The following is a 25,757-nucleotide window of genomic DNA, read 5'->3' as shown; positions in this document are numbered from 1 at the left end:
GCCCGGAAGCCATGACCAAGACAGCGCGCTACGACCGGATCGCCTTCGTCGCCAGCCCGAGCAGCGAGGCGCAGACCGCCTTCGGGCAGCTCACCAGGGACTATGGCAATTGCGACCCGAACGAGGCCGACGTCGTGGTCGCGCTCGGCGGCGACGGGCTGATGCTCCAGACGCTGCATCAGCACATGCACACGGGAAAGCCGATCTACGGCATGCACCGCGGCACGGTCGGCTTCCTGATGAACGAATACTCGACGCACGATCTGCGCGCGCGGCTCGAGGCGGCCCATGAGTCCGAGATCAATCCGCTGCTGATGCGCGCAACCGACGTCAACGACCACGTCCACCTGCACCACGCCATCAACGAGGTCGCTCTGTTCCGTCAGACCTACCAGGCGGCGCGCCTGCGGATCCTGATCGACGAGCGCGAGCGCATGCCCGAGCTGATCGCCGACGGCATCATGGTGGCGACGCCGGCAGGCTCGACCGCCTACAACCTGTCTGCCCAGGGGCCGATCCTGCCGATCAACGCCGCGCTGCTGGCGCTGACCCCGATCAGCGCCTTCCGCCCCCGCCGCTGGCGCGGCGCGCTGCTGCCCAACACGGCCTATGTCGTCATCGAGGTGCTGGAGGGCGACAAGCGCCCCGTCGCCGCGGTCGCCGACCACGACGAGGTGCGCGACGTCCGCCGCGTCGAGGTGCTGTCCGACAAGACTATCTCGATGCGCATGCTGTTCGACCCCGGCCACAGCCTGGAAGAACGCATCTTGCGCGAGCAGTTCGGGTACTGAGCCCCTGCCCGGCGCCTCGACCGGCGCTTTGGGACGCCCAGTCGCAACCCTTCGTTAACCCCCGCCACGATATGGTTAACGAAGGTTGACTGCTCTGGCCCAGGCGTCATGTTCCGCATCGATTTCAACAAGCTGCGCTTCCTCGTCTGCGACGACAATCCGCACATGCGCCGCATCCTGCGGACGCTGCTGCATTCCTTCGGCGCACGCGAAGTGTACGAGGCCGAGGACGGCGCCACGGCGCTGGAAATGTACAGCCATTACGTGCCCGACATCGTCATCACCGACTGGGCAATGCCGATCTTCGACGGGCTCGAGCTCGCGCAGATGATCCGGCAGCCGGAATCCAAGGGCAACCCTTACGCGCCGATCATCATGTTGACCGGCCATTCCGAGAAGCGCCGCGTCACGGTCGCGCGCGATGCCGGCGTCACCGAATTCCTGGCCAAGCCGATCTCGGCCAAGGGTCTGTATCAGCGCATCCTGAACGTGGTCGCCAATCCCCGGCCCTTCATCAAGACCAAGACCTATTTCGGTCCGGACCGGCGCCGCAACACCAACTCCGCCTATATGGGCCCCGAGCGCCGTGTCGGCGAAAAGCACGAGGTGCTGCAGCAGCCCTCGCTGCTCGACAAGGCCCGCTCCTCCATCTAGCGCAACGTCTCACGCGAGGCAGGTATCATGGCGAAGAACAGCGCAAAGGACATCGAGGTCACGGCCTTCGCCACGCATCAAATCATCACGCAGCCCAATCCGCTGCGCAAGGTTCTGCGCCGTGTCGAAGACAAGGACATGGACGATCCGGTCAGCCGCGCCGAGCAGGCGCTCGCCGGTCTCGCCGGCGAGTTCAAGGACTGGATGACGACCGAGGTCAACCGCCTGTCCGCCGCCTACGTCGCCATCCGCAATGACGGCTTCACCAAGGACAGGCGCGACGAGCTGTTCCGCGCCGCGCACGACATCAAGGGCGACGCTGCGACATTCGGCTATCCGGCCGCGGCGGGAATCGCCGAGAGCCTGTGCCGCGTCATCGAGCACGCGCCCGATCTCGAGCGGGTGCCGGCCGAACTGTTCACGCACCACATCAACGCCATCCTGGCCATCGTGCACGAGAACACCAAGCTCGACAGCATCAGCGTCTCCGCCGAGCTCAGCCGGCGCCTGCGCAAGGTCGCCGACGACTACCTCGCCGACGTCAACCGCGACCGCCCCGAGCATCTCGAGGTGATCCTGGCGCCGAGCATCGTGCCGGCGGAGTAGTGCTGACTATTCTCAATGGTTGTCGTAGGGTGGGTTAGCGAAGCGTAACCCACCAACTTCGTTCCGCGCTCGCGGCAGCACGGTGGGTTACGCCTTCGGCTAACCCACCCTACGGCGTCTCGTTACGCCGCGATCAGATCATAAATCGGATCGACCGTGTCGTCCGCGACCAGCTCGTCGCAGAACAGCCTTGCCTCTTCGCGCGCGGACTCGGTGGCGAAGCGGCGGAGCAGGACCATCAGCGGTTCGGTGGCACCACGGTCGGTCTCGCAATGGGTGAGCACGCGCTCGACCATGCGCCGGCGCAGCCGCACCGCCCCGTCGTCGCTATCGACGAAGCCCTGCTCGTGGCAGGCGTCGAGCGCCACCTGGAACGCCGCAAACGTCGCCTCGGGAAGCCCGGCGCGACGCAGCAGCGCGTGCAGGCTGTTGCCGCCGCGATCGTGCAGCAGCGCGGTGACGCGCGCCAGCGGCAGATCGGCGAGTTCAGCCAGCGCGGCATCGAACAGATCGAGATTGCTGGACAACAATGCGCGCAGGATCAGGCCCGCGGTCAGCTGGCCGGTGACGCGCAAATGATGCACCAGGCCCTGCATGTCCTCGCCGCGCGAGCGCGCCGCGATGTTCATCGTGGAGCGGTCGCGCGCCTCGATGGTGATGCGGTCGGCGCGATCGGCACTCAGCCAGTTCCGCGCGACAACGAACTGCGCCAGCGTCTCCGAGAGCTTTGCCACCAGCGCCGCGCGCGTTGCGGCCGGCAGATCCTCCAGCACCAGCATCGCTTCGCGGATCGCGGCGAGATGGCCGTGGCGTTCGACGATACGGTTCCAGGAGAACGGCGCGAGCTCGGCATGGGGATTTTCGATCAGCTCGAGCGCTGCCGCCGCGCAGCCGACTTCGGCGATGGCGGCGCAGACCGACACCGGCAGCGCGATGCGGCGCGCGACCGCGCACTGCACCTCGTCATTGCCGGTTGCGACGATGTCGACCAGATCGGCATCGATCAGCAGCGGAGAATGTTCGAGCACGGGCAGCGCGACGGTCGGCTGGTCCGCCGACAGCGCCCGCACGATCGCCGCCGGGGCATCCGTGCTGCGCGCAAAGGCCTCGGCCATCGCCTGCCGCACCAGCGGCGAGGGATCGTCGAGCAGCATCAAAAGCGCGCCTTCGGCGGCGACGCGATCGTCATGGGACAAGTCTGAGATCAGCCAGGCCCGGGCCAGTGCCCGTGTTGCATCGGCCCGCTCGCCGGCGGGCGCCGTCCTGATCCAATTGATGAACTGCCGAACAATCATGCTGCTTCCGGCTTACACAACAAACGAAAATGGTGACGGCTCGTCACCTGCAACACAAAATAAACCACGACGCTTAACAAAGCGTTCACCATAACTGGCTGGTTTTATTGACGTTTTGTTAAGGGAACCAAGCCGCCTCTGCTTCGCTACCCCGGCTCTGCGCAGCAACGCTACGCGTCCGGGACACGAGCGCGAGGGTTAGCTCGAGAACGTGCCGCCGCGATCGCTGAAGAGATCGAGCGGCTGCGGTGGCCGCACATCCGGCGTCGCTGGCGCGACCGAGGTCGCTGATGCGACCGAGGTGAGCGAGGCGTTGTTGCCCCACAATTTCTGCACCGTCGTCGAGACCGGCTGCGTGGCGTCGCCGGGCTGATAGATCGAGCGAAATATCGGCGTGCCCGGTGCATTGTCCGCGACCGTGGCTGACGATGTCGCGCTGACCGCCGTCACGCCGCGCGCATCCGGAAAGGTCTGGAGATAGGCGGCGTTATCGATCACCCGCGTGGTGGGCAGCACGGCATTTGCGCTTGCGACCTGCGTCGTCGACGGCGTGCCGCCATACATCGCCATCGCGCTGCGCGTGGTCTTCGAATTCGCTGCGCTCGCATAGCGGGCGTCCAGCACCGAATAGACTTCGGAGACGCTGCGGGCGCGGCCATCCCTGGCGTAGAAGATCGAACGGTTGGCGGATGCCGCATTGGGGAACAGCCGCGCGCCGACCGCTTGCGGATTGTCCTCGGCATTGGCGATCAGTTTTGCGGCTCCGCCGACGCCCATGAAATGCGCCATGTAGAGCTCGCTGTCGGACGGCCTGCGGCCGAGCAGACCGGTGAGCTTGAAACTGTTCGACTGCGTCAGCGCCGCGGCCAAGCTGGAGGCGGCTTCCGGATCGTCGCGCAGCTTCATGATCGACCGCTTCATCGCGGGATCCTCGACGGTGTAGCTGCCCGACGACGTCCTGGTGATGGCGTCGGAATAATTGCCGTAGCCGAGCTGGGTCCCCGCCTCCTTCACCGTGCCGAGCCAGGTCTGGTCGATGAACTGGTAGAGCCCGTGCGCGGACGACGTCGTGGCTCCCGCCGTCGGATCGAAATCCGATTCCATCTTTGCGGTGGTCAGCATGTATTGGAAGCTGACGCCCGTGATGTTCGAGGCCTGCTTGATCGCACCGGCGACGCGCGCCCGCGACGGATCGAGAACCGCCGTCTGAGAGGCACTGGAATTGTCGACCGACATGATGGAGTGCCCGCCCCGCACGGCGTTGAGCGACGCCGGCAATTCGGCGTCATGTCGTCTCACCGTGGGACAGGTATGGTTAATGCGGGGTTAATTCGGGGATCAGCCCCTCCCCGAGTCATTCCGGGGCATCGCGAAGCGATGAGCCCGGAATCCATCCCCCGCGCGTGATGCCGCACGATGGATTCCGGGCTCGTGCTGCGCACGCCCCGGAATGACAGAGGGGCTACTTCTTGTAGACGTCGCTGGGATCGAACAGCCGCTCGGCATCGACGAAGACGAGCTTGGCTCCCCCGCCCTCGGCCTCGACCTTGCGGTAGAAGCAGGACCGGCGGCCGGTGTGGCAGGCGGCGCCGATCTGCTCGACGCGAATCCAGACCGCGTCCTGGTCGCAATCGGTGCGCATCTCGACCACGCGCTGGGTCTGACCCGATGTCTCACCTTTTCGCCACAAGGCATTGCGCGAGCGACTGAAGTACCAGGCCTCGCCGGTCGCGATCGTCTTGCGCAGCGCCTCGTCGTTCATGTGGGCGACCATGAGCACGTCGCCGGTGGCGACGTCGGTCGCCACGCAAGTCACGAGCCCGGCCGCATCGAACCGGGGCTGGAAGGACAGACCTTCCTCGATTTCATGGGAGTGAGCGGACACAGCGACCTCGCTAGAGCATGATCCGGAAAAGTGTGAAGCGGTTTTCCGAAAGGATCATGCTCAACCAATAAAGCCTCGCGAGGTCAGCGTTGCAGGCCTCGCACCAGGGACAGGAAACGGGCCTGCTCCGCCGGATTGTCGCGGAACATGCCGGTAAAGCGGCTGGTGAACGTGGAAGCGCCATGCTTGGCGACGCCGCGCACCGACATGCAGGTATGCTCGGCCTCGATCAGCACGGCAACGCCGCGGGGCTTCAGGACCTCGTCGATCGCGGCGGCAATCTGCGCCGTCAGATGCTCCTGGGTCTGGAGCCGGCGGGCGAAGATGTCGGTCAGGCGGGCAAGCTTCGACAGGCCGACGACGCGCTCCACCGGCGTATAGGCGATGTGCGCCTTGCCGTAGAACGGCATCATGTGGTGCTCGCACTGCGAGGTGAACTCGATGTCGCGCACCAGCACGAAATCGTCATAGCCGGCGGTCTCGCCAAAGGTGCGGTCGAGCACCTCGGCCGGACACTGGTGATAGCCCTGATAGAGCTCGTCGAAGGCCTCGACCACGCGGCGCGGCGTGTCCAGGAGGCCCTCGCGCGCGGTGTTCTCGCCGATATAGGCCAGCAGCGTCTTCACCGCCGCTTCCGCCTCTGCGCGCGCGGGGCGCGGCTGGTCGGCGCGGACGGCGGCCGCGAGGAATTCGGCAGGGTCAAGCTCGGCCGGGCGGCTCTCGGGCTGCCGGTCGGAGGGCTTGTTGGGGCGTAGGGATTTGATCGTAGCGTCCATATCGACTCCGTTCGACGGCCTTGCGGCCGGAGTGTCACCGGCAGACGGGGCGGCAAGCCGCCGGACGCCTGAAGACTACAGTTTTGGCGAAAAAGGTCCGCAATTTCTAACGTCGGCCCGCGTGGTCCTGGATCACCGCCGCCGGGCCGCTGGACTGTTTTTCCACCCGTTCCGACCCTATATAGGACCGTGGACGGCGCCCGCCAAGGCCGATCCGGTGCGGAAGTGTTGGACTCCATCACATGCTGAACGACATTTATAACAAGCGGATCATCGAGTTGGCCGGGAATATTCCGCGCCTCGGGCGACTGTCGGCCCCCGATGCCACCGCGACTGCCCACTCCAAGCTGTGCGGGTCGACCGTGAAGGTCGATCTCAAGATGAGTGGAGACACCGTCACCGACTTCGCCCATGACGTGAAGGCCTGCGCGCTGGGACAGGCCTCTTCATCGATTATGGCAAGTCACGTCGTTGGCTCGACTGCGAGCGAACTCCGTGAGTTACGCGAAACCGTTCGCAAGATGCTCAAGGAGAACGGCGCGCCTCCTGAAGGCAAATGGGAAGAGATCAAGTTCCTCGAGCCGGTGCGCGACTACAAGGCGCGCCACGCCTCGACGCTCCTGACCTTCGATGCGGTGGTCGATGCCATCGGTCAGATCGAGGCGAAGGCGAAGCAGCCGGCTGCGGCGCAGGGCTGAACCGCCCGCGTCATTCCGGGGCGTCGCAAAGCGACGAACCCGGAATCCCGAGATGACAGCGCGAGATTCCGGGTTCGCGCTGCGCGCGCCCCGGAATGACTGCAAGATTTGAGATCCTACTTCTGCGAGCCCGCGCTCGGCGCCGTCCCGGTCGGCACGACGGCTTCCGCCGTCTTGGTCGACCTGGCCGCCTGCTCCGGTTCCACGCCAAACCTGGCCTGCGTCTTCGGTGTCAGCTCCGCCATGGCCGGCGCCGTGACGTCCACATGCGGCAGCACGTCGGCCACCAGATCGGTCGTCACGAGATTGGTGAGCTTGAGCTCGCCGGTGTCCAGCTCGTGCAGATCTTCCCAGGGCGGGACGCTGAGCGCGAGCGACAAAAGATCGCCGGCGCCGCCCATGTCGAAAGTGTATTTGGCAAGCCGGCCGATGTCGCGTTCCACGATCATCAGATCCTGCGCGCTGTAGCTCGCCGCCTTGGCGTCGTCGGCACGGTCGCCCATCCAGATCTGATGGACCCGGACATGGGCGGCGTCCGGCACGTAACGCTTCTTGCCGGCCAGCAGCAGGAACACGCACATGGATTCGCAATAAGCCTCAGGCGCGACCGCCGGACGGGCCGACTGCCCGCCGCGGTTCTGAACGCTGATGCCGACCGTGGTCAAAAGCCCGAGATTGCGGAAGCGCCTGCCGAGCGTGATCGCGTCGTTGACGGAACCGCCGCTGGAATCGAGCACGACGGTGGCACCGCCGAGCTGGCGCCCGCGCGAAAACTCCTCGAAATCCCTGGGTGTATCGGCGGTGATGATGCCAACCGCGCTGACCCAGCCGCGGCAGTTCGGCTCGCAGCTGACCCAGCTGAACTTCATCGGCAGCTTGCGCTCTTCGAGAGCAGCAGCGGCATGAGCCTTGGTGCCGGTCGTAGCGACAGCTCCGGACAGCGCGATGCCGAGTGCGGCAGCCCCAAGCACCAACCAGCCGCGACGATCAAGGGAGTTCAGAAGTCTCAATCTGGTTCCTTCCCCAAGCCCCAAAGGTCCCCCGACAATCCCCGGTAGCGCCCTCTGAGTCCATCATACACGAGTATGCTTCTACACACGGACGTCATAAAAATGGTATCCGGGGGAATACAGATCGTCCATAGGTACTTGCTGCACTGCTCCCAAAAAGCACGTAAAATATGGCGCGCAAACAACAGCTTGCTGTTCCCTGCGCCGGAACCGGGCAACACCTCGCCGACGATCGCGGCAAAGCGCACATGAAGCATTCAGCCTGCGAGCATTGTTCCACTCCCGTCGAAGGCGCGCTTCGCCTCCCACGCAGATTCGGTCGCGCGCTGATCTGGCTCTACCGCCATACACTCTCGCCGCTGGTCGGCTACAACTGCCGGCACCTTCCGACCTGCTCCGTCTACGGCGACGAGGCGATCGAACGTTTCGGGCTCTGGGCCGGTGGCTGGATGACGCTCGCGCGCCTGCTTCGCTGCAATCCGTACGGCACGTCGGGCATCGATAACGTGCCTCTCGCCGCGCCGCCCGGGGCACGCTGGTATTTGCCCTGGCGTTACGCGCGCTGGCGCGGCGTCAACGCCTCCTAAGTTTGTTGCGGTGCTTTGCGCATCGCTGCCCTGAGTGGAACCGGAACTTTCTCCTCGCGTTGTTTTGATGCTCCCGCGGGAGGAAACAACAATGCGCTGGAAAATCAGCCCTCTTTTTCTTCACTTCAGGCGTGGTCCGCATCCCAAGTTCGATCCAAGGGGGCACGATCCAAGAACAATCGATGTGCTCGCCATGATCGGCCTGCTGGCGCTCGTGCTCGGCTCCGGCTGGTATCTGGCGACGAGCTTGGCGACACCGCCCAGCAACACGGCGTTCATCGTGCCGAGCCAGAGCGTGCACTGGTAGCTCAGAGATCCAGCACCAGCCGCTCCGCGTCTGATCCGGCGACGCAAACCATGAGATAGCGCTCGCGCTCATACGGCGACAGGATGCGGTCGCGGTGCACGGGCTTGCCCTCGATCCATCCGACCTTGCAGGCGCCGCAGATGCCCCCGCAGCAGGAGGTCGCGATGTCGACGCCGCCTTCCTGCAACGCGGCGAGCATGGTCTGACCGGCGCGCACCTGGATCTCGGCGCCCGAGCGCGCCAGTGACAGCGTGAAGGGCTTTGCGTCGGGATCGATGACCGGCGGCGGCGCGATGAAGCGCTCGATATGGACATTGGCGGCGGGCCAGGCTGCGATCGCCTGCTCGAAATCCTCAGTCATGCCTTCCGGCCCGCAACAGGCGACCAGCGTGTCCGCCCTGCCCTCCCCGATGAGCGCCGCGAGATCAGGACGCCCGGTCCGCGAGGTGCAGTGCACGACGACACGGCCCGCGTCGATCAGTGGCGCGAGATGCGCGGCGAGCGGCATCTCCTCGCGCACGATCAGATGCAGCATGAAGTCGGCATCGCCAGTTCGCGAAAGATGCCGCGCCATCGACAGGAACGGCGTCACGCCGATGCCACCGGCGATGAATACATGGCGCGCAATACCTGCACCGGGATCGAGCCCGCCGCGCGGCAGCGAGACGCCGATCACGTCGCCGATTGCAACCTCGTCGTGAAGCGCGCGCGAACCGCCACGCCCATCAGCCTCACGCTTGACCGCTACAACATAGCGCGCATTGTCGGCGGGCTCGTTGCACAGCGAATAGGTGCGGACGAGTCCGTTCGGCAGATGCAGGTCGATATGCGCGCCGGGCTTGAAGGGCGGCAACTCCCAACGGTCGGGATCGGCCAGCGCGAACAGTTTTATGCCTGCCCCCGCCTCCTCGATGCCGGTGACGACCGTCTTGATCGTGGTGATGGGACGCACCTTCATGCCGCGTTCCGCACGGTATCGCCGACCTTGACGGTGCCGCCTTGCAGGATCTTGCAGTTCAGGCCGGAGCGATTGATCAGGGGATCGAAGATCGCCTTGCCGGTGATCTCTTCGATATGCCGGCACGGCACCGACAGACGGGTTGCCTCCAGCAGGGTTTCCCCGAGCCAGAAGCGGCGGCCGACCAGATGATTCAGCGGCACGCCTTCAACCGTGACGTTGCGCCGATGCTCCTCCGGGCCGAGCTCGATGCCGGCATCACGCTTGAGCGCTACCAGCGTCTCGAGTTCGAACAGGGTGACCTGCCGGCCCTCTTCCGGCTTGTGCGAATAGAACCCCTCTTCGTTGCCGATCATGTAGCGGTCGCCCTCGATCCCCTTGCCGGCGACGAGGGTGATCGTTTCAGCTGCGCGCATCGGCAGGAACGCACGCGGGGCGAGATGGAGGAAGCGCACCACGCCGGTCCAGCCGAGCTGCGCTGTCTTCTGCGCCGGGCCGGCGCTGATCGTGTCGAGCATGACAAATCCTTGTGAGAAGCGATGGCGCGCCGCAAGACGCGGCGCGCCGCGGGATCAGGTCAGTTCCTTGTTCGCCATTTCCGGCGCGAACGTCGTCGCCGTTGCCGTGATGGCCGCGCAGGCGATCAGCAGCAGCGAGACCGGCCAGGTTGCGCCGCCGCTCCAGGCCATCAGAGACGCCGCGACCAGCGGCGTCAACCCGCCGCTCAGAGCCGCACCGACCTGAAATCCGAGCGAGGCGCCGCTATAGCGCAGCCGCGCGGTGAACAGCTCGGAGTACCAGGGCGCGCCGATGCCGAACATCACCATCTGGCCGAAGGTGATCGCGACCACGATGGTGCAGATGACGATGGTGGGATCGCGGGTATTGAGCAGCCAGAACAGCGGGAAGGCAAACAGCGCCGAGAACAGGCAGCTCGCATAGAACATCGCCTTGCGGCCGACGAGGTCGGAGAGCCAGCCGAACAAGGGAATGGCGAGCAGCGCGACCAGCGATGCGGCGAACGCGCCATTCAGCACCACCGTGCGCGACAGACCGAGATTGGCCGTGGCATAGGACATCACGAACACGCCGCCGATGCTGGCATAGGCGATCTCGGAGATCTTCAGACCAACCGCGGTGAAGAACGGCCTGCGGTGATGCCTGAAGATCTCGACCAGCGGCAGCTTCGCGACGTCCTTCTTGGCCTGGACCTGACGGAAGGCCGCGGTCTCTTCCATGTTGAGGCGGATGTAGAGACCGACGCCGACCAGGAGGATCGAGATCAGGAAGGGAATGCGCCAGCCGTAGGTCATGAAGTCGCTTTCCGGCAGGCTCGCCACCAGCGCAAACATACCGATCGCGGCGAGATTGCCGATGGGATTGCCGACCTGCACCATGCTGCCGAGCAGGCCGCGGCGGTGCGTCGGACAGTTCTCCACCACCATCAGCACCGCCCCGCCCCATTCGCCGCCGAGGCCGATGCCCTGGAGGAAACGAAGGCCGATCAAGAGCAGCGGTGCGGCGATGCCGATCTGCTGGTAGGTCGGAAGCAGGCCGATCAGGAAGGTGCCGAGGCCCATCACCATGATCGTGATCGCGAGCATCGCCTTGCGGCCGACCCGGTCGCCGTAATGACCGAAGATCGCAGCGCCCAGCGGCCGCGCCAAGAAACCGACCGCATAGGTGCCGAAGGCGGCGATGGTGGCGAGCGTGGGATTGCCGGCCGCGAAGAAGACCTTGTTGAACACCAGCGCGGTCGCCGTGCCGTAGATGAGGAAGTCGTACCATTCGACCGCGGTGCCGATCACGCTCGACCACACGATCCGTCGCAAGCTCGCCGCCTCGTCCGGCGCTACGTTCAGGGTTACGTCGTCTGCTACGGTCATCGATCTCTCCAAAAGGTACCGGCGCCTGGGAAAAGCAGTTGGTTCTGTCCGCGGAGCCCATCGGCAGCCGCGGCGGTAAAATCGATCATGTTTACTATTGGAAATCAACGCCACGGAACGCGGCAAATGCCGCCGATCGCGGCAGAGTGCAGCTATTGCACCATTTTTCAGCTGATTCTCGAGAGATACCAGCTCGTCTGCCCACAATATCCGCGGCGCTGCTCGAAATTTCTGCGCGATAGTTTTCCTTTGGAATACACCTGCACGCGCCCCGGAACCGGCCGTGCGCGCCACCGGGCTGGCAGTTCGGCTGCATCTGATGCAAAAGAGGCATCAGCAGTTCGGGAGACTCATGCGTGCTTGACGTCAGCAAAGCGACAGCGGTCGGGGCCAATATCCGTCAGGCGCGGATTGCCAAGGGCCTGACGCTGGACCAGCTTGCCAGGCAGAGCGACCTCACGCGCGGCTACATTTCGCTGGTCGAGCGCAACCTCAAGATCCCCTCGCTCGCCGCGCTGCTGCGCATGGCCGCCGCCCTCGAGGTCAATGTCGCGAATTTCTTCGACCCGAACGCCGAGCCCGCGCCGCGCTACACGCTGTTCCGCCGCGAAGGCGGCAATGTCCCGCTGTTTCAGGACACCTTTGGCGTGGTCCCGCTGGCAACCGGCCGCACCCGCAAGATGATGGAGCCGTTCCTCCTCAGCCCGCCGCACAAATCGGCGACGCGGGCCTCGCATGCCGGCGAGGAGCTGCTCTTCGTCGTCAACGGGAAGATTGCGATCAAGCTCGACGGCGAAGAGCTCGTCCTCGGCAAGGGCGACTGCCTGTATTTCTCAGGCGAGACGCCGCACGAGGTCAGGAGCCTCGGCCGGCAGAAGGCGGAGGTCCTTGTCGTCGTCGCCCAAAACGCGACGACGTAACGCCGGGCTTCAGCAAATAGCTTAGCGGAACCAGAAGGAACGTCCGAAAGGCGTGACGGATTCGGGCGGACGCGGGCGCTTCGGGCGCGGCGGTTTTGGCGGCGGTTCGGCGGACGAGGTGGTCTCCGCTTCCGGCGCGGTCTCGCTTCCCGGCACCTTCACCGACAGCAGCAGGTTCGATTCATGCGTGCGCCAGCGATAGCCGACGCCGAAATCGATCGGCTGGGCGCGCGTGAACAGTTCGGCGTAGCGCTCCTGGTAGCGGCCGGGGAATTCGTCGATCGGCCCGAGATAGCGGCCGAACGGGAAGAACCGCCATTGCCGCGCATTGTAGTTCGCAAGCGGAATCCCGGAATCGTCCTGGATGATGGTGGCGCTGTTGGCGAGCAGCCAGTCGCGCACCGTCGTGAAGTTGCCGGAGTGCATGAGATAGGACGCGCTCTTGAGCAGGCTGTTGCCGGGCCCGAGCGTCTCGCAGAACTTCAGGAAGCCGGTCGCACGTGCGCCGGGATTGGAGAGATCGGTCGAGAAATAATACAGCGTGCGCGCTTCGCCATCGGGGCCTGCGAAGGTGATGCGGACGCCGCGCGTCGCATTCGGCCCCGGATTGTCGTTGCCGGTATGCATCCCGCCCTTGTTGTCGAGCGCGACCATCTCGACGTTGCGGATGGTCTTGCCGGAGCGCGCGAGGAAGACATAGAGGATCGGCAAGGTGCCGTTGACCTGGTTGGCGTGCAGGTCGACCTTCATCTGCTTGGTGATGAAGAAGGAGAAGCTCAGGATCGAGGCGAGCGAGCGCTCGACATTGTAGAGCGCGGCGCCGACCGAACCGCGCGGCAGCCGCGTCAGGTCGGAAACGGCGCCGACCGGCTCCAGGGCACCAAGCACGTAGGTGCTGGCCTTGGAATAGAAGGCGTTGGCGTAGAGGAAGTCCGGGCCGCTGAACATGTAGAACATGGTCGGCCGTGGCGCGGCGAGGTTGACGTCGGACCAGGTGCGGATCTTCGAGAGCTGCCGCTGCTCGAGCTGGGCAAAGGCGCCGTCGAAGAACTTTGCGTGATGCTGCCAGGACGGGTCTTTGGTGAGTGCCACCAGCGGCGAGTCCGCCGATGGCTGCATCCCCGCAAGGAAGCGCGCGGTGTCGTCGAAGGTGACCTCAGCCGCACGCACGGACGAGGCGGCCGCAGCCAGCAGGGCAAGAGCGACGGCAGCAATTCTCAAGGGTCGAAACATGTCTATTCGCGATTGTGTGACGTGCCAGCGGCGACCGGCCGCCTGCGGAAAACAGCATAAATCAACAGGCCCGAGAGCATGAGGAGCATCCCCGACAGCGACTGCACCGGCCGCTCGGTCAAGAGGTAGTACATCATGAACGCGGTCACGAGCAGGAAAACGAGCGGGGTGAACGGGTATCCCCAGGCACGATAGGGCCGTGGCAGGTCAGGATCGGTGATGCGCAGCTTGATGACGCCGGCGACCGTGAAGAACGAGCAGAACAGAAGCGCGAACTGGATGAAGTCGAGCACCGCCTCGAAGCTGCGCGTGAACAGCAGCAGGGTCGCGACCGCGAGCTGAAACAGGATGGCGTAGGCCGGCGCGCCGCTCACCGACCGTTTCGAGAACACGCGCAACGCCGGAATGTCCTCCCCCATCGTCATCATCACGCGCGGGCCGATCCACATCATCGCGCTGATCGAGGAGATCAGGCCGACGCAGATCATGGCACCGACGATCCGGCCGCCGAGGCTGCCGAAGATGGCTGTGCCGGCGACGCTGGCGACATCGAGCTGACCGGCGAGCGCGCCGACCGGCGTGGAGTAGAGAAACACCGCGTTCAGTGCGACATAAAGCACGAGCACGATCAGCGTGCCCGCGAGCAGCGCGCGCGGCAGGTTCTGCTGCGGCATGTTCATCTCGCCGATGATATAGGTCGCCGCATTCCAGCCCGAGAACGAGTACATCACGAAGACGAGGCCGATCGCGAAGGGCGCGCTGACGATGTGCGCGAGGTCGCCCGGCTGCGGCGTGAAGGCGATCGGCTGCGGCACGCCGATGATGAAGCCGGCGACCAGGAAGGCGACGATCAGCACGACCTTCAGGACGGTCGAGATCAACTGGAAGGTCGAGGAGTGCCTGACGCCGGTCAGTTGCACGAGCGAGACCAGCCACACCACGCCGATGGCGAGCGGGATCGGCGGCAGGTCGGGGACGACCGATTTGGCGTATTCGCCGAAGGCCATCGCGGCAAGCGCGACCGGCGCGGCAAAGCCGACCGTCGCCGAGACCCAGCCGGCCAGAAAGCCGAAGGCGGGATGATAGGCGCGGCCGAGGAAATTGTATTCGCCGCTCGAGCGCGGGAACATCGCCCCGAGCTCGCTGTAGGAGAACACCCCGCACAGTGCGACGACGCCGCCGACGCTCCACAGCAGCAGGATGGAGAAGCCGGACGGGATGTCCTTGACCTGGAAGCCGAGGCTGGTGAAGACGCCGACCCCGATCATGTCGGCAACGACGATGGCGGTTGCGACCAGAACGGAGACGCCCGCCCCTCTTCCGGTCAGCCGGCCAGTCCAGGGCGCAGTACCCGCATCTGATGCCGTCATCGGTGTCCTTAACCTCAGGCCTCACGCCTCGTGGGAAGCATCAGTCAATTCAAGCAGGGTTAACAAGGGTTAAATGAGGCAAGTGAAATAGGTATTCCCGCACCTTTTAAGCATGGTCCCGGACGATAAACACCGGAGAATCCCGTTTCCGATCCCCACAATCACGACACGATTACATGGTCCCTTTGAGCGTTCCGGATGTGGGGAAGTTTCTCCGGACACTTAACGTCGCCTAAACACCAGTCGGCTCAATTATCTCAAGATTGCCGCTGGGCTTGTGGTCATGACTTGGGGTCATGGGTGGATGGTCGGGGCCGTTCCGAAAACGAGAGCTGACATTCGTGCCGATCGGACGCCGTCCGATCGGCACGGTCGTGCGCTCCGGATCGGCCTGATCTCAGCCTTGGTGCCGCTCTCGCTCACGCTGGTTCAATGCGGCAACGCGCCGAATCCGGCGGCGCTTGCGGCGAACTCGCAGGCCAATGTCCAGGTCGTCGCCAAAACCAATTCGCGGGTTGCGAGCGGCGATACGTTCGAGGATCGCTTCCCCGCCCCGCAGTTCAAGGAGCGCTTCCCTTCAGCCGGCGAGAGCTTCCTGCAACGGCAGATGTCGGACTTCTCGCCCAAGCGCGCCGTTGAGCAGCAGCCGCGGCCGGAGCAGGCACCCTACAAGGTCGCTTCGCTCACACCGCAGGTGCCCTACCAGCGTCCGCCCCGCGAAGACCTGACGACGCTCGTCAGCATGAAGTCGTCGGCCTTCCCTTATTTCGGCAACAACCCTGCCTCCGACGCGCCGTTCCTCAACATCTCCAAGGGCGACCGCCGCGGCCACCGCAGCTATTCGGGGCGCGTCTACTGGCAGGACGAGACCTACAGCGACAGCCGCGTGCTGGTGCACGTGCCCGAGCATTTCGACGTCCGCAAGCCGGGCGTGATCGTGGTGTTCTTCCACGGCAATGGCGCGACGCTGGAGCGCGATGTGCGCGACCGGCAGGTGGTGCCGCAGCAGATCACCGATTCCGGCGCCAATGCCATCCTGCTCGCGCCGCAGATGGCCGTCGATGCCGCCGATTCCAGCGCCGGAAAATTCTGGCAGGCGGGCGGCCTCAAGCGCTTCATGGATGAATCGGCGAGCCACCTCGCCCGCCTCACCGGCGATCCCAACAGCGCGCGCGCCTTCGCCAACATGCCGATCGTCATCGTCGGCTATAGCGGCGGCTTCCTGCCGACGGCCTGGAGCCTCGAGGTCGGCGGCATCAGCGACCGTGTCCGCGGCGTCGTGCTGCTCGACGCCGTCTATGGCGAAATGGACAAGTTCGCCTCCTGGATCGAGAGTCACCGCTCCGGTTTCTTCGTCAGCTCCTACACCCGCTACACCGCACGGCGTGACCGCGAGCTGATGAGCATGCTCAGGCAGAAGGGCATCGGCGTCTCCGAGGACATGGACGGCCCCTTGCGTCCCGGCAGCGTCGTGTTCGTGGAGACCGGCGACGGCATCACCCATCGCGACTACGTGAACCGCGCGTGGACGCAATTTCCGCTCAAGGACGTGCTGGTGAAGATGTCGGCGACGCCGGCGCTGGCGCTGACGCGCGTGGCGGCGACCACTCCATCGGCATCGAACCGATAGTCCCGACATTGCGCCAGCCGCTATTTCGGTGCGCTGCCTGCAATTCTTTCAAGCCGTGATCAAAATCTGATGTTGATGGCCGGCATCCCCGGGCGCCACCGGATTGTTTCCGCTGGCAACGATCATAGTTTGGCCGCCAAGTTGGATTGGAATTTCTGCGAGGACAGGTCGTGCGTCAGGGACTGTACAAGGTCGACTTCCACACGGTTCACGGGACCGGGTGCGGCGTCGTCTATGTGATGGATGGCAAAATGCGTGGCGGCAATTCCGCCTTCGCCTTCATGGGCACCTATACGGGCGAAGGCGACACGATCAAGGTCAAGATCTCGACCGAGCGCTACAACGACGACCCGTCCTTCAAGGGGCTGTTCGGCATCGACCGCGTCACGCTGACGCTCACCGGCCGCGAGGACGGCGACGCGGCAGAATTCGAAGGCAGCGCGCTGCAAGCGCCGGGCGTTGCCTTCAGGGCCGTGCTGAACCGGATCAGCGATTAGCCGTCCGGCTCCAAGGTCGCGAGCTTCAGGTCTTAACCTTCAGCTTTTGGGCAGCTTCGGAATGCTCTCGGCAAAACCGTTGAAGCAGGCCAGCCGCTCGTCCTCTTCCTTGAAGAAACGGCAATCGGCGTAGCCCTTGGCCTTCGCCGGCTTCGGCTTCGGCGCCGGCGGAATCACGGCGTCGTAGCAATTGAGGCGGTCCTTGGTGCCGTCGTCGAGGTCGAGGCAGGCTTGCAGCCGCGCGGCGATCGACTGCGGCTTGCCCTTCGGCGCCGCGGCCGGCTTCGCTGCGGCCTCCTTGGTCCCCGCTTTGGTCCCCTTCGGCTTGACCTGCACTAACGGCTTGTCCCCGACCATCGGTGGCTTGTCGGCTTGCGCAAACGCGGAGGCTGAATAGAGCACCGCGGCAACCGCCAGAATCATCCTCATCTCAGTCAACTCTCTTTGGTCCCCATGACCGGCGTTCTAGCGCTCCCGCGCGCGGTTTGCCAAGGACCTTGCACGCACGAAGACACGGGATCAGGCCGCGGCGGCCGCAACCGGCCGGGGCCGGGTCAGGGTCACCAGGACCAGCGCCAGCACGACGAAGCCGACCGCAACGAAGCCGAGCGGATGCAGGAGCTCGCGGGCGAACAGCAATCCGCCGATGGCGGAGCCGACCGCCTGGCCGATATAGAGGACGGAGGTGTTGAGCGCGACGGTGGCGGACGCAAGCGGCGGCGCGGCCGCGACCAGCCGCACCTGCTGCATCGAATTGGTCGAGGCAAAGCCGAGGCCCCAGATCGCGACGGCACCCGCCATCAGGACGAGCGTGCCGGCGCCGAGCGCCCAGCCCGTGACGCCCGCAAGCAGCAGGCAGGTGAACAGCAGCGAGGTGCGATAGGGCCCCCAGGTATCGACGATGCGGGTCGCGATCACGACGCCGAGGAAACCGCAGAGGCCGTAGATGCCGAACACCATGCCGATTGCGTCCGGCCCCGCCCCGGTCAGCTTCTTGAGCAGCGGGCCCATGAAGGTGAACACCACGAACTGCCCGGACATTTGCAGCATGGTGATCGCAAGCAGCAGCAGAACCGTCCTGCTGCGGCCGACCGCGCTCCAGGTCTTCAGGTCCACCGGCGTGCCCTTCAGTCCGGCGGGCAGGCGCAGCAGCAACAACAGGAAGCTGATGCAGCCGAGCGCGCCGATCTCGCCATAGGCCGCGCGCCAGCCGTAGCGGCTGGCAATGAAGGTGATCAACGGCAGGCCAACGGCGGCGGCGAGCGACCAGCCGAGAAAGATATAGGCAATGGTGCTGCCGCGCCGCTCCACCGGCACGATCAGCGCCGCCGTGCCGGCCGCCTGCGGCGTATACAGTGCGCCGACCGCGAGCATCACCAGGCGGATGACGAGGAGGCTCGCATAGTCGGGCGCAAACGCCGAGGCGAGATTGCCGAAGGCGAGCACCGCCAGCGTCGTCGCAAGCAGCTTCCGCCGTTCGATGCGGCTCGTGAGCCAGGCCGTCAGCGGCGAGCCGATGCAAAGCGTGATCGCGCCGAAGGTGATCAGGAGCCCGGCCGCGTGGATGCTGATGCCGAGCCCGGCCGACAATTCCGGCAGCATTCCCGCCGGCGCCAGCACCGAACAGCCGGTGACGAGATTGCCAAGCATCAGGGCGGTTGGCGCGAAACGGCCGGCGGCGGCGGATTTTTGCATGCAAGTGCATGTAGAGCGGGATTGCCGCCCGTTAAAGGCCGCTGCTCGAAATAGTTGGTGCAGGGTCGCAACTTTTGCGTGCCACTTTCTTGGAAATGCCGGATTGCGCAGGCCGAATCGCCTGATATATCGCTCGTTCCCGCTTACCTGCGCTCGTTCGCAGGAGTGAGCCTCAGGAGAAAAGCAATGACCGACCAGCCCAAATCCGAATCCGGCTTCCAATACAGCCTGAGCAATCTGAAGCCCGTGAACCCCGCGCCCAAAGTCACCCTCACCTTCCCTGACGGCGCCCGGCGCGAATACGACAAGAGCATCACCGGGCTCGAGATCGCCAAGGGCATCTCGCCGTCGCTGGCCAAGCGCACGGTCGCGATGGCGCTCGACGGCGTCGTCGCCGACCTCGACGATCCCATCGAAGCCGATGCCAAGATCGAGCTGATCAACCGCGACGATCCGCGCGCGCTCGAGCTGATCCGCCACGACTGCGCGCACGTGCTCGCCGAAGCCGTGCAGACGCTGTGGCCGGGCACCCAGGTCACCATCGGCCCGGTGATCGAGAACGGCTTCTATTACGACTTCTTCCGCAACGAGCCGTTCACGCCGGAAGACTTTGCCGCGATCGAGAAGAAGATGCGCGAGATCATCGCGCGCGACAAACCCTTTACGAAAGAGGTTTGGGATCGCGAAAAGACCAAGCAGGTGTTCCGCGACAAGGGCGAGGCCTTCAAGGTCGAGCTGGTCGACGCCATTCCCGGCAACGAGCCGATCAAGATCTACTACCAGGGCGACTGGTTCGACCTGTGCCGCGGTCCGCACATGACCTCGACCGGCAAGGTCGGCAATGCCTTCAAGCTGATGAAGGTGGCCGGCGCCTATTGGCGCGGCGATTCCAACAATCCGATGCTGACCCGCATCTACGGCACGGCCTTCGCCAAGCAGGAGGATCTCGACGCCTACCTCAAGCAGATCGAGGAGGCCGAAAAGCGCGACCATCGCAAGCTCGGGCGCGAGCTCGACCTCTTCCACTTCCAGGAGGAAGGTCCGGGCGTCGTGTTCTGGCATCCGAAGGGCTGGACCATCTTCCAGCAGCTGATCGCCTATATGCGCCGCCGCCTGACCGGCGACTACAGCGAGGTCAACGCGCCGCAGATCCTCGACAAGGCCTTGTGGGAGACCTCGGGCCATTGGGGCTGGTACCGCGAAAACATGTTCGCGGCGCAGTCTGCGGGCGACGAGGCCGAGGACAAGCGCTGGTTCGCGCTGAAGCCGATGAACTGCCCGGGCCATGTCCAGATCTTCAAGCACGGCCTGAAGAGCTACCGCGACCTGCCCTTGCGGCTCGCCGAGTTCGGCGTGGTGCATCGCTACGAGCCGTCCGGCGCCATGCACGGCCTGATGCGCGTGCGCGGCTTCACCCAGGACGACGCGCACATCTTCTGCACCGAGGACCAGCTCGCCGAGGAATGCCTGAAGATCAACGATCTCATCCTGTCGACCTACGCGGACTTCGGCTTCACCGGCGATCTCACCGTGAAACTGTCGACCCGGCCCGACAAGCGCGTCGGCACGGACGCAATGTGGGATCACGCCGAGCGCGTGATGGCGACGGTGCTGCGCGAGATCCAGACGCAGAACAACCACATCAAGACCGAGATCAACCCGGGCGAAGGCGCCTTCTACGGGCCGAAGTTCGAATATGTGCTGCGCGATGCCATCGGCCGCGACTGGCAGTGCGGCACCACGCAGGTGGACTTCAACCTGCCGGAGCGGTTCGGTGCGTTCTACATCGACCATGACGGCGGCAAGAAGCCGCCGGTGATGGTGCATCGCGCGATCTGCGGCTCGATGGAGCGCTATATCGGCATCCTGATCGAGCACTATGCCGGCAACTTCCCGCTCTGGCTGTCGCCGGTGCAGGCCGTGGTGACGACCATCACCTCGGAAGGCGACGAGTACGCCAAGCAGGTCCTGGAGCAGGCCCGGCGCGCGGGGCTTCGGGTCGAAATCGACCTGCGTAACGAAAAGATCAACTACAAGGTCCGCGAGCACTCGCTGGCCAAGATCCCGGCACTGCTCGTGGTCGGCAAGAAGGAGGCCGAGACGCATTCGGTCTCCGTCCGCCGCCTCGGCAGCGACGGCCAGAAGGTGATGCCGACGGCGGAGGCGATCGCCGCGCTGGTCGAGGAAGCGACCCCGCCGGACGTCGTCCGGGCACGGGGCGCGGCCTGATCCCTGAAATCGATCTAAATTCGCTTCCGGTTGCGGGCGTGCATGCTTATCTCCGCATGGCACGCCCGACGACCAGCTGAAGAGGATATCGCAGTGCCCGACGCCATCGAACTCCTGAAGACCCGCCGGTCGGTCAAGCCGCGCGAGATGACCGGGCCCGGCCCTTCGGCGGCCGAGCTCGAGACGATCCTCACCATCGGCGCGCGCGTGCCCGACCACGGCAAGCTCACGCCCTGGCGCTTCATTATTTTCGAAGGCGATGCGCGCCAGCGCGCCGGCGAGGTGATCGCAAAGGTGTTTGCGCGGAAGAATCCCGGCGCGCCGGCGGCCGATGTCGAGATCGAGCGAAAACGGCTCACCGATGCCCCGCTCGTGATCGGCATCGTCAGCTTCACCAGACCGCATCCGAAGGTACCGGCCTTCGAGCAGGAATTGTCGGCGGGCGCCAGCGCCATGAACCTCGTCACGGCTGCGACCGCGCTCGGCTACGGCGCCTGCTGGCTGACCGGCTGGTTCTCGTTCGACCGCGACGTGCTCGACGGCCTCGGCCTCAAGCCGGACGAAAAGCTCGCCGGCTTCATCCATATCGGCACGCCGACCAGGCCGAGCGAGGACCGTCCGCGACCGTTCCTTTCGGAAATCGTGACGCGATTTTAATCGATGTCGTGTTGACGCCTCCGATGTCTTGCGGCTTTGATCCCGGTGAGGGAGGAAGCCCGGATGAAGCGTCGCGAATTTCTGGTCGGGGCCGCGCTGCTGGCCGGCACCATGGCGCGAGGCCGCGCCGCCGGCATCCCTGCCCCGTCGCCCGAGGGACTCGATCGCATCACGGCGTATTTTGACAACGAGGTGAGCAGCGGCCGGTTGCCGGGCGCGGTCATCCTGGTCCAGCAGCACGGCAAGCCGGTCTACCTCAAGACGTTCGGCGTGCGCGATGTCCGGACCGGCCTCGCCATGACGCCGGACACGATCTTCGCCATCCACTCGATGACCAAGCCGATCACCTGCCTTGGCGCGATGATGCTGATCGACGAGGGCAAGCTTGCGCTCGCCGACCCCGCGTCGAAATACATCCCGCTCTTTGCCGACACCAAGGTGGGCCTCGAGATCACCAAGCCGGACGGCAAGCTGGAGCTCGACCTCGTGCCGCCGGTCCGCCCTGTCAACATCGAGGATCTGCTGCGGCACACCTCGGGCATCAGCTACGACTATATCGGCGGCAAATGGGTCGAGCAGGCCTACAAGGCCGCCAACATCTTCGACGGCCAGTTCAACAACAGGGAATTTGCCGACCGGATCGCGAAGCTGCCGCTGGCGCGGCAGCCGGGAACGCTGTGGCGCTATGGCCATTCCACCGACGTGCTCGGCGCCATCATCGAGGTCATCTCGGGTCAGACCCTGTACGAGTTCCTGAAGCAGCGCATCCTCGACCCACTCGGAATGAGCAGCACCAAGTTTGCGCTGGCGACGGAGGACGAACTCGCGCGGATGGCGCGGCCGCTGCCGAACGATGTCATCCTGCTCGCCGCCGAGCGTGACCGCCTCGATCATCCCGAATGGCAGTCCGGCGGCGGCGGCCTGCTCTCGACCATCACCGACTATCAGCGCTTCTCGCAGATGCTGCTCAACGGCGGTGAGTTCGAGGGCAAGCGCTACCTCAGCCCCGCCGCGTTCAAGGCCATGACGACCGATCACATCGGGCCCGGCTCCGGCGTCGGTCGCGACTATTTCTATTTCCCGGGCGACGGCTTCGGTTATGGCTACGGCCTTGCGGTGCGCACCGATCCCGGCAATGCGAAGCCGCCGCCGCCGGGCTCGATCGGCGAGTTGAAATGGGACAGTGGCAGCGGCACCTATTTCGGCGTCGATCCCAAGCTCGACATGATCTACCTGATGATGCAGCAGACCCAGAACGAGCGCAGCCGCATCACGCCCGCCTTCAGGGAACTGGTCTACGACACCTTTCCGCCGGAGCTACGCCGCCCGTGAGGCGCGCTGGCCGAAATCGGCCAGCAGCTTTGCGATCTCGGCGGCGGGCCGCGCCGCGCTGAACAGAAACCCCTGCACCTCGTTGCAGCCCTCGGCGCGCAGCCAGTCGAGCTGGTCCTCGGTCTCGACGCCTTCCGCGGTCGTGGTGATGTTGAGGCTGCGGCCGAGGCCGGAGATCGCGCGCACGATCGCGACGCAATCGGGCCGCTGCGCCAGGTCCTTGACGAAGGAGCGGTCGATCTTGATCTTGTCGAAGGGGAAGCTGCGGAGATAGCTGAGGCTGGAATAGCCGGTGCCGAAATCGTCCATGGAGATGCCGACGCCGAGCTCGCGCAGCTGATGCAGGATCGCGAGATTGGCATCGGTCTCGGCCAGGAAGATCGACTCGGTGATCTCCAGTTCGAGCCGCTTCGGCGACAGGCCGGACTGGGCCAGCGCCGAGATCACGACCTGGACCAGGTTGCGGCTGCGGAATTGCGCCGGCGACAGATTGACCGCGACCTTGACGTCGACGGGCCATTTCACCGCCTCGGCACAAGCCTCGCGCAGCACCCATTCGCCGAGCTGGGTGATCAGGCCGATGTCCTCGGCGACCGGAATGAACTCCGCCGGCGAGATCATGCCCTTGTCGGGATGACGCCAGCGCAGCAGCGACTCGAAGCCGGAGATGCGATCGGAGGCGATCGACACCAGCGGCTGATAGTGCAGCTCGAACTCGCCATTGGCAAAGGCGCGGCGCAGATCGAGTTCCATGTCGCGGCGCTTCTGCGCCTGGAGATCCATCTCGCGCTCGAAGAAATGGTGCACGCCGCCGCCGTCGGATTTGGCGCGGTACAGCGCCATGTCGGCGTTGCGCATCAACTCCTCCGACGCCACGCCGTCGCCGGGCGACAGCGCGATGCCGATGCTGGCGCCGATCACCATCTCCTGGCCGTCGATCTCGTAGGGTGCCTTCAGCATGTCGATCAGCAGGGTCGCGCAGGCGCTGGCCTCGTTCGGCGAGACGTCGGCCGCCAGGATCACGGCGAACTCGTCGCCGCCGAGACGTGCTGCGAGATTGGCGCCGCGGACCGCGGTGGTCAGGCGCTCGGCGACCTCCTTCAACAGGCGGTCGCCCGCCGGATGACCGAAGGAATCGTTGATGTTCTTGAACAGGTCGAGATCGATGTAGAGCACGCCGACCCGCTTGCCTGCGGCCTGGTCCAGCGCCTGCCTGAGACGCTCCTGGAAATATTCGCGGTTCGGCAGGTCGGTGAGCCCGTCATGGTGCGCCATGTGGGCGATGCGTGCCTCGGCCTTGCGCCGTTCGGTGATGTCGACCACCGCGACCAGATAGCCGTCGCGGTCGTCGAAGGCGACGCGGCGGCCGAAGGTGAGCACCTCGATCTCGCTGCCGTCGGCACGCAGGTGCCGCCAGTTGCGCGAGGAGTGGTAGGTCTCGCCGACGCGATCGAGCGCTTCGGCGTGGCTGTCCCACTCGTCCTCCGGCCAGATCTCGTGCAGCTTCATGCGCAGGAAGACGGCGCGGCTGTAGCCGTAATGCTGGACCGCGGCATCGTTGACGCCGAGGAACTGCTTGGTCTCGGCGTCGAACACCCACATCGGCATCGGGTTGTTGTCGAACAGCAGGCGGAACGAGGCGTCGCGCCGTTTCAACGCGGTGACGTCGGAGATCGTCAGCGAGAGCACGTCGGCGAAGGCGGTGGCGCTGAGCCGGAGATGCCGGCCATCGTGCTCGATCTCGAGCTGTTCGCCGCGGCCGCCGCGGATGGCCTTGAGCAGGAATTCCATGATGTCGGGCGCAGCCAGCAGCGTGTTGCCCTCGCCGATCCGGCGCCACAGCAGGCCGGCGCTTGCGACCTTCAGCAGCGTGGCGGCGCTCTGGTTGTGATGCACGATCTGGAGATCGAACGGCTTGCCGCCGGCATCGCGCAGCGTCGCCAGCGAGATCACCGCGTCGTCGGTCGAGGCGAAAATCGCATCCAGAAGATTGTATTGCGCGCCGCGCTCGTTGACATAGGCGCCGACCAGCGTCGCGCCCCAGCGCGAGGCGGTCGGCAGCGCCAGCACATCGTAGGTCCTGACCATGCCGTCACGCACGCAATGCGCGCTTGCCAGGTGCGGCCGTCCGTTCGCAAGCGCGCTCGCCGCCGCTTCCGACAGCGCCGTGGCGCAATCGGGCGAGAGCTCGGAGATGGGGATGTCCCAGCGCTCCTCGCCGAGCCATTTCTGCACGTAGCGCCCGCTGCGCGACAGTTCGAGGGTGCCGTCGTTCTTGAGCAGCGCGATATGGTCGGCGAGCCGGCCGAGGCTGCCAAGCATCACGTCCTCGTAACGCGGCAGCCGTTCGCCCGGCTTCAACGCGGCGCGCCATTTGCGCTGAAGCACCGGGATGTCGTCAAACATTTCGGCGGCCGGTTTTCCCGGCATCTTCTTCGCGGCACTCATTGCAGTCCCCAACGCACTTTACGAGGGCATCCAATGCAGGTGCACTTAATGGCGTGTAAAGAGCGCGCGGGCGCAGGTTCCATTCGGCGATTATGACAGTTTTAAGTCAGGCGTTGGTTAGTAGCCGTTAGAGACTGTGACGGTTCTGTTCTTGCGGGCTGTGAGGTGACGACAGTGCTGCGCCACTCTTGGTGTCGTCCCGGCGAAGTGGGAGATAGTTGGCGCAAACTGCATCAACGCCGTCATTGCGAGCGCTGGTGGCCACATCGCGCTTCGGCAACGCTGACCGGGGT

General features: G+C 65.1%; 25 protein-coding genes. 12 read left to right on the top strand and 13 right to left on the bottom strand.

The genetic code is table 11. The features are described from left to right. The first annotated feature begins 11 nt into the window (after window positions 1-11). From XI08_RS02525 to XI08_RS02515, 3 genes are all read left to right on the top strand, one after another. Window positions 12-791, top strand: a complete 780-nt coding sequence (locus tag XI08_RS02525) for an NAD kinase (protein ID WP_027549071.1) — start codon at window positions 12-14, stop codon at window positions 789-791. 108 nt (window positions 792-899) lie between these two features. Then, entirely contained in the window at window positions 900-1,445 is a 546-nt protein-coding gene (locus XI08_RS02520) for a response regulator (protein WP_008549760.1), read from the top strand. A gap of 27 nt (window positions 1,446-1,472) precedes the next feature. Then, a complete protein-coding gene (locus XI08_RS02515; protein WP_027549070.1) occupies window positions 1,473-2,051 on the top strand; it encodes an Hpt domain-containing protein in 579 nt (192 codons plus the stop codon). 122 nt (window positions 2,052-2,173) lie between these two features. Here XI08_RS02515 and XI08_RS02510 read toward each other — a convergent pair whose 3' ends face one another. The 4 genes from XI08_RS02510 to folE form a co-directional block, all read right to left on the bottom strand. Next, a complete protein-coding gene (locus XI08_RS02510; protein WP_271573232.1) occupies window positions 2,174-3,346 on the bottom strand; it encodes a DUF2336 domain-containing protein in 1,173 nt (390 codons plus the stop codon). Between the two features lie 198 nt (window positions 3,347-3,544). Beyond that, window positions 3,545-4,582 (bottom strand): lytic transglycosylase domain-containing protein, encoded by a 1,038-nt coding sequence (locus tag XI08_RS02505; RefSeq protein ID WP_271573231.1) that lies wholly within the window; start codon window positions 4,580-4,582, stop codon window positions 3,545-3,547. A gap of 226 nt (window positions 4,583-4,808) precedes the next feature. Then, window positions 4,809-5,231 carry a phosphoribosyl-AMP cyclohydrolase gene (hisI, locus tag XI08_RS02500; protein WP_271573230.1) on the bottom strand — a complete coding sequence of 141 codons (423 nt, stop codon included), beginning with the start codon at window positions 5,229-5,231 and terminating at the stop codon, window positions 4,809-4,811. A gap of 83 nt (window positions 5,232-5,314) precedes the next feature. Further along, window positions 5,315-6,007: a GTP cyclohydrolase I FolE gene (gene folE, locus XI08_RS02495; RefSeq protein WP_135174305.1), complete on the bottom strand. Its 693-nt coding sequence runs from the start codon at window positions 6,005-6,007 to the stop codon at window positions 5,315-5,317. 242 nt (window positions 6,008-6,249) lie between these two features. Here folE and XI08_RS02490 point away from each other — a divergent pair, with 242 nt between their 5' ends. Beyond that, complete coding sequence (locus XI08_RS02490; protein ID WP_027549065.1) at window positions 6,250-6,705, top strand: iron-sulfur cluster assembly scaffold protein; 456 nt, start codon at window positions 6,250-6,252, stop codon at window positions 6,703-6,705. A 116-nt stretch (window positions 6,706-6,821) separates the two neighbouring features. Here XI08_RS02490 and XI08_RS02485 read toward each other — a convergent pair whose 3' ends face one another. Then, window positions 6,822-7,715, bottom strand: coding sequence for a hypothetical protein (locus tag XI08_RS02485; RefSeq protein ID WP_271573229.1), 894 nt, complete (start codon window positions 7,713-7,715; stop codon window positions 6,822-6,824). 248 nt (window positions 7,716-7,963) lie between these two features. Between XI08_RS02485 and yidD the strand changes: the two genes are divergently transcribed. Beyond that, window positions 7,964-8,302, top strand: a complete 339-nt coding sequence (gene yidD, locus XI08_RS02480) for a membrane protein insertion efficiency factor YidD (RefSeq protein WP_271573343.1) — start codon at window positions 7,964-7,966, stop codon at window positions 8,300-8,302. A 91-nt stretch (window positions 8,303-8,393) separates the two neighbouring features. Beyond that, window positions 8,394-8,609 carry a hypothetical protein gene (locus XI08_RS02475; protein ID WP_271573228.1) on the top strand — a complete coding sequence of 72 codons (216 nt, stop codon included), beginning with the start codon at window positions 8,394-8,396 and terminating at the stop codon, window positions 8,607-8,609. 1 nt (window position 8,610) lies between these two features. Here the strand turns inward: XI08_RS02475 and XI08_RS02470 are convergent, their stop codons facing one another. From XI08_RS02470 to XI08_RS02460, 3 genes are read right to left on the bottom strand one after another with little or no spacing between them, the layout of a single operon-like run. Then, window positions 8,611-9,567, bottom strand: coding sequence for a PDR/VanB family oxidoreductase (locus tag XI08_RS02470; protein WP_271573227.1), 957 nt, complete (start codon window positions 9,565-9,567; stop codon window positions 8,611-8,613). After that, window positions 9,564-10,085, bottom strand: a complete 522-nt coding sequence (locus XI08_RS02465) for an MOSC domain-containing protein (protein ID WP_271573226.1) — start codon at window positions 10,083-10,085, stop codon at window positions 9,564-9,566. Before XI08_RS02465 ends, XI08_RS02470 begins: the two co-directional genes overlap by 4 nt. Window positions 10,086-10,139: 54 nt before the next feature. Next, a complete protein-coding gene (locus XI08_RS02460; RefSeq protein ID WP_271573225.1) occupies window positions 10,140-11,453 on the bottom strand; it encodes an MFS transporter in 1,314 nt (437 codons plus the stop codon). 356 nt (window positions 11,454-11,809) lie between these two features. Here XI08_RS02460 and XI08_RS02455 point away from each other — a divergent pair, with 356 nt between their 5' ends. Continuing rightward, a complete protein-coding gene (locus XI08_RS02455) occupies window positions 11,810-12,373 on the top strand; it encodes a helix-turn-helix domain-containing protein (protein ID WP_027549058.1) in 564 nt (187 codons plus the stop codon). A gap of 21 nt (window positions 12,374-12,394) precedes the next feature. Here XI08_RS02455 and XI08_RS02450 read toward each other — a convergent pair whose 3' ends face one another. Together XI08_RS02450 and XI08_RS02445 are read right to left on the bottom strand one after the other, a co-directional pair. Then, on the bottom strand, window positions 12,395-13,606 hold the full coding sequence (locus tag XI08_RS02450) for a hypothetical protein (RefSeq protein WP_271573224.1): 1,212 nt from the start codon (window positions 13,604-13,606) through the stop codon (window positions 12,395-12,397). 2 nt (window positions 13,607-13,608) lie between these two features. Then, the gene (locus XI08_RS02445) at window positions 13,609-14,976 is read right to left on the bottom strand and encodes an APC family permease (RefSeq protein ID WP_271573223.1); all 1,368 of its coding nucleotides are present in this window, start codon (window positions 14,974-14,976) and stop codon (window positions 13,609-13,611) included. A 304-nt stretch (window positions 14,977-15,280) separates the two neighbouring features. Between XI08_RS02445 and XI08_RS02440 the strand changes: the two genes are divergently transcribed. Then, window positions 15,281-16,606 carry an alpha/beta hydrolase gene (locus XI08_RS02440; RefSeq protein WP_271573222.1) on the top strand — a complete coding sequence of 442 codons (1,326 nt, stop codon included), beginning with the start codon at window positions 15,281-15,283 and terminating at the stop codon, window positions 16,604-16,606. Between the two features lie 170 nt (window positions 16,607-16,776). Beyond that, a complete protein-coding gene (locus tag XI08_RS02435) occupies window positions 16,777-17,103 on the top strand; it encodes a GrlR family regulatory protein (protein ID WP_271573221.1) in 327 nt (108 codons plus the stop codon). Window positions 17,104-17,142: 39 nt separating this feature from the next. Here XI08_RS02435 and XI08_RS02430 read toward each other — a convergent pair whose 3' ends face one another. Together XI08_RS02430 and XI08_RS02425 are read right to left on the bottom strand one after the other, a co-directional pair. Further along, window positions 17,143-17,532, bottom strand: a complete 390-nt coding sequence (locus tag XI08_RS02430; RefSeq protein ID WP_027549053.1) for a hypothetical protein — start codon at window positions 17,530-17,532, stop codon at window positions 17,143-17,145. 90 nt (window positions 17,533-17,622) lie between these two features. Then, window positions 17,623-18,798 carry an MFS transporter gene (locus tag XI08_RS02425; RefSeq protein WP_271573220.1) on the bottom strand — a complete coding sequence of 392 codons (1,176 nt, stop codon included), beginning with the start codon at window positions 18,796-18,798 and terminating at the stop codon, window positions 17,623-17,625. Window positions 18,799-18,984: 186 nt separating this feature from the next. Between XI08_RS02425 and thrS the strand changes: the two genes are divergently transcribed. The 3 genes from thrS to XI08_RS02410 all read left to right on the top strand — a co-directional run bounded on the left by thrS (window position 18,985) and on the right by XI08_RS02410 (window position 23,016). Continuing rightward, the gene (gene thrS / locus XI08_RS02420) at window positions 18,985-21,027 is read left to right on the top strand and encodes a threonine--tRNA ligase (RefSeq protein ID WP_271573219.1); all 2,043 of its coding nucleotides are present in this window, start codon (window positions 18,985-18,987) and stop codon (window positions 21,025-21,027) included. A gap of 93 nt (window positions 21,028-21,120) precedes the next feature. Further along, window positions 21,121-21,684: a nitroreductase family protein gene (locus XI08_RS02415; RefSeq protein ID WP_271573218.1), complete on the top strand. Its 564-nt coding sequence runs from the start codon at window positions 21,121-21,123 to the stop codon at window positions 21,682-21,684. Window positions 21,685-21,747: 63 nt separating this feature from the next. Next, window positions 21,748-23,016 (top strand): serine hydrolase domain-containing protein, encoded by a 1,269-nt coding sequence (locus XI08_RS02410; protein ID WP_271573217.1) that lies wholly within the window; start codon window positions 21,748-21,750, stop codon window positions 23,014-23,016. On the opposite strand, the gene XI08_RS02405 is transcribed toward XI08_RS02410, so the two are convergent. Then, window positions 23,002-25,464, bottom strand: a complete 2,463-nt coding sequence (locus XI08_RS02405) for a putative bifunctional diguanylate cyclase/phosphodiesterase (RefSeq protein ID WP_271573216.1) — start codon at window positions 25,462-25,464, stop codon at window positions 23,002-23,004. The genes XI08_RS02410 and XI08_RS02405 overlap by 15 nt on opposite strands. Between the last annotated feature and the right edge of the window lie 293 nt (window positions 25,465-25,757).

Source organism: Bradyrhizobium sp. CCBAU 11361, assembly GCF_028128935.1.
Classification (GTDB): Bacteria; Pseudomonadota; Alphaproteobacteria; order Rhizobiales; family Xanthobacteraceae; genus Bradyrhizobium; species Bradyrhizobium niftali.
This window is presented reverse-complemented; position numbering and strand designations above follow the sequence as displayed.